General features: G+C 62.2%; 5 protein-coding genes. All 5 read left to right on the top strand.

The window, feature by feature from the left end; translation table 11 throughout:
• Nucleotides 1–905 precede the first annotated feature (905 nt).
• The 5 genes from LH128_RS31815 to LH128_RS02280 all read left to right on the top strand — a co-directional run bounded on the left by LH128_RS31815 (nt 906) and on the right by LH128_RS02280 (nt 7,734).
• The gene (locus LH128_RS31815) at nt 906–1,421 is read left to right on the top strand and encodes a helix-turn-helix transcriptional regulator (RefSeq protein ID WP_008827959.1); all 516 of its coding nucleotides are present in this window, start codon (nt 906–908) and stop codon (nt 1,419–1,421) included.
• Nucleotides 1,418–2,749, top strand: coding sequence for a type II toxin-antitoxin system HipA family toxin (locus LH128_RS31810; RefSeq protein ID WP_008827958.1), 1,332 nt, complete (start codon nt 1,418–1,420; stop codon nt 2,747–2,749). The genes LH128_RS31815 and LH128_RS31810 overlap by 4 nt, the downstream gene beginning before the upstream one ends.
• A gap of 224 nt (nt 2,750–2,973) precedes the next feature.
• Nucleotides 2,974–3,204, top strand: coding sequence for a hypothetical protein (locus LH128_RS02290; protein ID WP_008827957.1), 231 nt, complete (start codon nt 2,974–2,976; stop codon nt 3,202–3,204).
• Nucleotides 3,201–5,273, top strand: coding sequence for a ParB/RepB/Spo0J family partition protein (locus LH128_RS02285; RefSeq protein WP_008827956.1), 2,073 nt, complete (start codon nt 3,201–3,203; stop codon nt 5,271–5,273). Before LH128_RS02290 ends, LH128_RS02285 begins: the two co-directional genes overlap by 4 nt.
• A gap of 154 nt (nt 5,274–5,427) precedes the next feature.
• Nucleotides 5,428–7,734, top strand: coding sequence for a strawberry notch-like NTP hydrolase domain-containing protein (locus tag LH128_RS02280; RefSeq protein WP_327195029.1), 2,307 nt, complete (start codon nt 5,428–5,430; stop codon nt 7,732–7,734).
• Nucleotides 7,735–7,822: the final 88 nt, after the last annotated feature.

The following is a 7,822-nucleotide window of genomic DNA, read 5'->3' as shown; positions in this document are numbered from 1 at the left end:
GAATTTCACCCTGAAACGAGCGACAGACCAGTCCCCCTCCTTCGAACGCAGATCGACGGTGACCACTGCGGCGCCTTTTTCCGCAGCCTGTTAGGGAGCGGTTGGGTCAAGATCGGGGCGTGTTCGGCGCTTCACCCACGTCAGACCCGGTCGAGATACAGGGAATGCAGGAGGCGCTTGAATTGCCGCCCGACCTTACGGGATACAATCTCAAAGTCCGCCAGCTTCAACGCCTTTCCATGTTCAACTCGGTGTAGCGCCGTTATCGCATTTCTCCTCGATGCCTCATTACGCATCTTCTTGAGAACTCGTGCGGCTTCCAGTTTGCGCTTGGCGCGTCAAAAGCATTCACCAGGATCGGCACCCGTCGTTTGTATCGGCCATCCGCGCAGCATCCTTGTTCCCGTCTGCGCTCGCAAGCATCAAGACCCAACGCGCGGGTCATTCTGACGTGACATCAATTCTCGACCAGCATGATCGAGCGCCGCAACTGTCTGCTCCGTCATGCTCTGTCTACCTGTACGAGCCCGGTAGTCCCGATAAAACACGCTCGGGAAGGGTCACCTCGCTGCGCAGAATTTCACAGAGCGCCTCAAGCAGAAGGAGCGCTTCGCACAGTTCCTCCTCATGCACCATGACTTGCGTTTTCATGTACATGTCACAGCTTTTAGTCACTTCCGGGATAGTCGTCCTGCGCTTGTGAGACCATCGCTTTTCGCGCTGCAGGCCGCACACCAGCCGCGAGTATATCTCGGCCGTCCCGTTAAGCGATTTCAAGAATGCTCCTGAGCGGGCGCAAAGCTTCAGAGTATGTATGATTTCGCTGCATTTGCTCCCGTTCGGGAGTATATCTTGCATAGAGCTGTCTTGCCGTTTACAATGCTCCCGAAAAGGAGCAAAAGGCTTTGCCAAAAGAAACTGATGCGGCGCGGCTATTGCGCGAGATGCAGGACCGCGATGCACTGATAAAGTCGCTCGACAGCGCCGTGCATCAGGCGAATCTCGCCCCCTTTATGCCGGATATCAACGCTGCCATCGAGAAGCTGAAGCAGCCGCTGTTTCAGGACACCATCCGGCGTATCCAGCAGGGACCAGCACAAAGTGCGGTTGAAATAGCTCGAGGACTGACCCAGGCCATCGCGACAGGTTCGCTCGAGCCGGCGCATGATAGACCGAAAGTCGCTGCGAAAACCCAAGGCTCCACGACAGGCATACGCACCGCTGCAGACCTTGGAGCCCTGATCCGCAAAGCGCGCAAAGCGATGAAGCTGAACCAGGCGGAATTCGCCCAGCATGCCGGCGTAGGCAGACGTTTCGTATCCGAACTGGAAAGCGGCAAGGGAACTCTGGAAATCGACAAGGTCATTGCCTGCGCTCTGGCGGCCGGCATAGACATCAGCGCCCGGAGCAGGAGCTCATGACGCTGATCTTGAATGTCTGGCTGGAAGCCTCGGCAGAGCCGATCGGACGCCTCGTGAAAGCAGACGATTCCAGTCTCGCCTTCGCCTACACGCCCGAATGGCTGGCCAACTCAGCACAGCATACCCTGTCCTTGTCGCTGCCTTTGGGTGACGAGCCGTTCGGCGATGTGCCGGTGCGTGCGTTCTTCGATAACCTTCTCCAGGAGAACAACCTTCTCGAAACTGTCATACGACGCGAGGGTATCGATCGCGGCGACATCGCCGCTCTCCTGGCGCATGTTGGAGCGGACTGTGCCGGCGCGGTCAGCGTCCTCCCGCTCGACCATCCGCCCATCAAACGCCCGGGCCGTATCCAGGGAGATTACGATCCGCTGGACGAGGCTACATTCGCGGAGATTGTCGATCGGTTGGCCACCGGCAGGCCGCTTCCAGGCGAACTGCGCGACCCCTCGCCAGTAGCAGGTGTAAGGCCGAAAATCTCGCTCACAGGATTGCCTGACGGTCGTTTCGCCATTCCCAAGCCGGGAAGTGGAGCGCCGACGACCCATATTCTCAAACTGCCTGACCCCCAACATCGTCACGAGGCACGCGACGAGGCCTTTGTGACACTTCTTGCAGCCGAATGTGGATTTAATGTCGGCAGTTCGGTCGCCAGTACGATTGGCGGATTCGATGTCCTGCTGATCCGGCGTTTCGATCGCCACCTCGAAGATGGCATGGTGCGCCGCCTGCATCAGGAAGACTTCGCACAGGCAGCCGGTCTTCCGGCAGAACTCAAGTATCAACGCAAGGGAACGCCGCCGCGCTGTTTCGACGCAGCAACGATCGGCAGGATCCTGGAAGCCACCGATCGGCCTGCGCAGTCAAGGGAAACATTTCTGCGTATGACGCTGTTCAATCTGCTGGTTGGTAACAACGACAACCATGCGAAGAACAATGCACTCCTTCATGGACCGGGCGGGTCGATCACACTCGCGCCCTTCTACGACCTGGTGCCGGTTCAGACCGTGGCTGGTTTTCGGGAGGATTTTGCCTTCCACATCGGTGATGCGAAAGTCCCAGCAGAATTGACAAGAAGCGATCTTCTGACCTTTTGCCAAACCATCGGGCTACCCCCCCAAGGCGCCGAAAAAATACTCGCCAGGGCCTCCCGAAATCTCGTCGAAAGAATTGAAACGCTCTCGGCCAATTTTTCGGCTGATATGGGGGCGCTTGACCGACTGTTTGGTGAGACTGCCGGCGAGCTCGTTTTGCTGCTCGGCCTGGACATCGAACTGCGTGAACGAGATGCCCACGTGGTAAGCGGCGGTGGCTGGGCTCTAAGCTGATACCGGGAGTCCATTCGCGCTGCGGCTCTGGCAGCCTCTGACCCGACCGGTCGGCGATCTGACATCCTCTGGATGCCTTGTGATCCAAACGGAACGAGCAGAACCGCCGGTTTTCAAGGGCAGGGGGCGTCGAAAATGCGGACTCGGCCGCAACTCGTCTCGGGTTTCCCGTCTGCACCGGGTTCGATGCCGAGAGGCTATAGCAGGGCCATATCTCTTCCTGCATGGAAAGGCTCGTGGTGCCGGCGGACAACGATCTTGCCGGTTACCGCGCAGAACTGCATGCGCGCAAGATCTATGGCGCAAGGGGCTTTTCCGTTGCGGCGCTGTGGCCTTGGTACGGCCTGAACGACTGGAACGATGTGCTCAGGAAAAAGAGGGAAGGGGGGGGAAGGATGATTGCGATGAGCGGCCTGGTTGTCAGGTCGATCGCAAAATCGGAAGACCTGAAATGACCCAACCCGCAATCGAATATGCCCGCGCAGTCGACTGTTTCAAATCTCCCAACAACGTGCGCACCCAAAGCGACAGCATCGCCGATGCCGAATTGGAAGCCAACATTGCCGAGACCGGCATTATCCTCGAGAACCTGATCGGCGTACGTACCACGCGAGGTGCGTTCAAGGGCAAGGTCGAGATCTATGGCGGTGGTCGCCGTCTCGATGCGGTCCTCGCCAACATCACCAAGGCCGTGCTCGATGAAGATTTCATGGTACCGGTCCTTGTCGCAAAGAACGCGCGCGATGCGATCGAGATGAGCCTCACGGAGAACTACTTCCATCTGCCGATGAATCCGGCCGACGAATGCTGCGCGTTCCGCTCGATCATCGAGCGTGAGAAGAAGACGCCCGCCGATCTCGCAAAGCGCTTCGGCAAGACCGAGAAGTTCGTGCTCGGCCGTCTGCGCCTTGCCAATCTCGCAGCCCCGATCTTCGAGGCGCTTCGACATGGCGAGATCGGCATCGAGATCGCCAAAGCCTACGCTACGACGGCGGACCAGGATCGGCAGGCGAAGGTCTTCGAGCAACTAACGGGCGGATACTATGCGAACAACGTCAACGAGATCCGCCGTAACCTCGCGAGCGGCTCCTATAATGGCGCAGACCCCAAGGCGCTGCTGGTCGGATCCGAAGCCTACCAGGCCGCTGGCGGCCGGATCGAACAGGACCTCTTCTCCGACGCCGCGACCGAGCGCTGGCTCGACGGGGATATTGTCGAGCGCCTTGCGGAGGAGGCCTTGCATAAGGCAGCTGAGGCCCTGCGCGAACGTGACGGGTTTGCAGAAGTACGGATCGTGGCGGCAACGAGTGTGCCTTACAGCACGACCTATCGCCTCCGGGAAATGCAGCCCGAGCCTCGCGAGCTGACCGAGGTGGAAGTGGCCCGGGAAGCGGAAATCCAGGCCGAAATGGAAGCGATCGAGCGCGAAGCGCAGGACGCTCCCGAGTACACCGAGGAACAGGCCACACGCTTCGACCAGCTCTCCCAGGAGCTCGATGCGTTTGGCGAGGTGACGGCGGATCTGACCCCGGCCCAGAAAGCTGGCGCAATTGCCTACCTCGTGATCGGCGGCGACGGCACCCCGGCCCTGCACCACGAGTACTTCCATGTCGAAGAAGGCGAGGCCTTTGACGCATCCGAAACCGTGCTTCTCGATGAAGGGGACGAGGGCGACGAGACGGCGACGGGCGGCGGTCACGATGACGGCGAAGTGGACGAGGACGCCGCCACTGCACTGACCTTCAGCAATCGCCAGCGCGACGAACTGGCCACGATGAAGACCGAGATGCTTCGGCTCTTCATCGCCAGCGATCCCGCCTTTGCACTCGATCTGGGCACCTTCATCATGATCGACAAGGCCAGTCGCGAGGGCTGGAGCGGCATGCCGAGTGAACTCAGGGCCTATGCGCCCAGTCCGCGCGTCAGCGGCTTTGTCAGCGGCACCCCGGCCTCGCAGCAGTGGGACGCATTGGACGGTGGTCTCGACCGATCCTGGCTGGATCACGACGCCATGGAGGCCCGATACGATGCGTTCTGCGCCCTGGATGGCGAGGCACGCGCAGCCTGGCTGGGCTGGGTCATCGCGCGCACTATGCATGCCGTGCCACATGGCGAAGCCGGTTCGGGGTTCCTCGATCATCTCGGGACGAAGCTGGCGATCGATGTCGCGGCCTGGTGGCGCCCCACCGCCAGCAACTTCTTCGATCGCCTGACCAAGCCGAAGATCCTCGGGCTCTTCGAGGCGATCGGAGGACCGGAACTCTCGAGCCGTTACTCCACCTCACGCAAATTCGATCTGTCGCTTTCGGCGGAGAAGCTCTTCGCCGGTGACGTGCTGGCCGAACCCGAGATCAAGGAACGCGCCCGCAGGTGGTTGCCCGATGCGATGCGGTTCGGGCCGGAGCAGATGAATGGTGGCGACGACTGCGACGATCTCATCGCCGAAGAGCCGGGTGCAGAAGCACAAACCGTCACCGGCGCCGCTGACGAAGACGGTGTGATACCCTTCGACGAAGCCGCCTGACCAGGGACTGCCATCCTTAAGCCCTGCCGGGACCTGCGCAAGCGCGGGTCCCGGCCTCGGGCCCCTTTCCCTTCCAGAAGCGTGTTTCCGCAGCGGCATCCGGGCTGACCCGATAGCGCCTGCGAGCCGCCTCCCAATCTCAAAGGAACTCATGATGACCCTGCCTCAATTCGAAGGCGTGCAGGAGCGCGCCCAGTCGCCCAAGGCTGGAAGGCTTCTCGTCGCCGCCCGCCAGATCGCCGCATATCTCGGCACCGCTCGTTCCCTGCAGCGCAAGGTGCTTACCCGCATCGTCACGGAGAGTTTCGGACGCTCGGGCGCATTCGGCGAGTGGTCGATGCGTGACGCCTACGACGCCCTTGAGGTCGCGCAGGTGCTCATGGCACTCGATCCGCAGACCGGCCTAGTCGATCGCGACGATGTTGACGCCGCCTTTGCCGCCCGCGCCGATCTTGCCCGTCACCTGCCGACCCAGACTTATCGCAGCGAGCGGCAGGTGGATATGCAGCAGTTCTCGACACCGCTTGGCCTCGCATGGCTGGCAGCCTGTGCGGCCCGGATCCGACCCGGCGATCTCGTGCTCGAGCCTTCCGCCGGCACCGGCATGCTGGCCGCCTGCGCGGCGGGCGTCGGCGCAAGCCTGATGCTCAATGAGCGCGATCCCGGCCGTGCCGATCTCCTTGCGCTGGCACTGTGCCAACCCGTCGCCCGCCACGATGGCGAGTTCATCGACGATTTGCTTGAAGACGGACGGCGACCTGATGTGGTGCTGATGAACCCGCCCTTTGCGCGGTCGGAATCCCGTGGCCGCGATCGCGATGCCGGCGCCCGGCATCTGCTCTCCGCCCTGGAACGCCTCGCGGCCAGTGGCAGGTGCGTCGCGATCATGTCGCCTGCATTCGCCGAGGGCGGCACGGGCGCCAAGGGCTACCAGCGCGTCGCGACCGCGTACCAGCCGCGCTGGGAACTCACCATCGACGGACGGCCCTTCGCCAGTCACGGGACGTCGATCTCGATCCGGATCCTCGTCTACGATAAGGGGTGGCGGGGGCGGACGCAGCGCGCGATGGTCTCCGGGCTGGAGGCCGCGCAGGCTCTGCTGCACAGCGTGCCCGATCGTCTTGACAGGTCCGCCTATGTGACTGACGGTCCTTCGCCGGTTGCTGCTTTGGTCGAGAGCATATCGGTTGACGCGGTCGTTCCCGCCCCCTCGCGCCTTGTGCCCTCGTTACCCACCAGACGTGCAGGTCTGATGGCAGGAATACTGGGGAGCGGCGCAAAGCCGATCCGTCCACCGGCGCCATCAGTGATGCCCGGGGCAGGACATGAACCGGCGTTGCTCGGATACACCGCGCTCGATGAGCCACCGGCAGCGGGCGATCCGGTCGGCATCTACGTTCCCTGGCGGCTGACGCGCATTGCCTTCGCGGCGCCGCAGTCGCACCCCGACCAACTGATGGAATCGATGGCGATGTCCTCGATCCTGCTGCCGCAGGCGACCTATCGCCCGATGCTGCCGCCGCGCGCGGTAGCGACGCTGTCGGACGCCCAGCTCGAGACCGTGATCTACGCCGGCCAGGCCTTCGAACGCGATCTCCCCGGCCGCTTCGCTCCCAACGATGCCGGAACGCTCCTGCAGCTTCATGTCGATGGCCATGTCTATCGTGCCGGCTTCATGGTGGGCGACGGTACCGGAGTGGGCAAGGGGCGCCAGATCTCGGGCTGCATCCTCGACCGATGGTGCCGGGGGCAGCGCCGCGCCGTCTGGATTTCCAAGAGCGCGAGCCTGCTCGAGGATGCCCGGCGGGACTGGGCGGCGCTCGGCGGACTGCCCATCGATGTCCAGCCGCTCGATGCCTTTCCGCTCTCCGGATCCATCACCATGGAAACCGGGATCCTGTTCCTGACCTTCGCCACCCTGCGCTCGCAGCGTGATGACAGCCACTCGCGGCTCCAGCAGATCCTTGCCTGGCTGGGTGCGGACTTCGATGGCCTCATCGTCTTCGACGAGGCGCACGAGATGGCCAATGCCGCAGGGACCGTCACCAGGTTCGGGGTGGAAAAGGGTTCTGAACAGGGACTGGCCGGGGTCCGGCTGCAGAACCTGCTGCCCCGCGCCTGCGCGCTCTACAACAGCGCGACTGGCGCCACCGATCCCGCGAACCTTTGCTATGCCTCGCGGCTTGGCCTGTGGCACAATTCTGCCTTCGAGACCCGCGAAGCGTTCATGACCGCGATCTCGGATGGCGGGATCGCCGCGATGGAGATCGTCGCGCGCGACCTCAAGGCCATGGGCTTTTACACCGCCCGTGCGCTCACCTTCAGCGGCGTCGAGTACGATCCGCTCGAACACCAGCTGACGACCGCGCAGATCGAGATCTACGATGCCTATGCCGATGCCTGGTCGATCTTATGCGCAGCTGCGCATAAGATCGCTTATCACGAGGTCGCGATAATGTGAAGGAACGCGGCAGCGACGTGGATTCTCCTAATGCGGGGCGATGTTGCTGCGCATTATTTTGATTGCGAACCTCGGCGGTCTCTGGACC

It is taken from the genome of Sphingomonas sp. LH128 (assembly GCF_000293195.2).
GTDB classification, from domain to species: Bacteria; Pseudomonadota; Alphaproteobacteria; order Sphingomonadales; family Sphingomonadaceae; genus Novosphingobium; species Novosphingobium resinovorum_A.
The sequence above is the reverse complement of the archived record's forward strand: the minus strand, read 5'-3'. Positions and strand labels throughout refer to the sequence as shown.

Bases quoted from the DNA above. Each gene is read 5' to 3' on its own strand.
- LH128_RS31810 (WP_008827958.1), top strand. From the start codon at position 1,418: ATGACGCTGATCTTGAATGTCTGGCTGGAAGCCTCGGCAGAGCCGATC.
- LH128_RS02280 (WP_327195029.1), top strand. From the start codon at position 5,428: ATGACCCTGCCTCAATTCGAAGGCGTGCAGGAGCGCGCCCAGTCGCCC.
- LH128_RS02285 (WP_008827956.1), top strand. From the start codon at position 3,201: ATGACCCAACCCGCAATCGAATATGCCCGCGCAGTCGACTGTTTCAAA.
- LH128_RS02290 (WP_008827957.1), top strand. From the start codon at position 2,974: ATGGAAAGGCTCGTGGTGCCGGCGGACAACGATCTTGCCGGTTACCGC.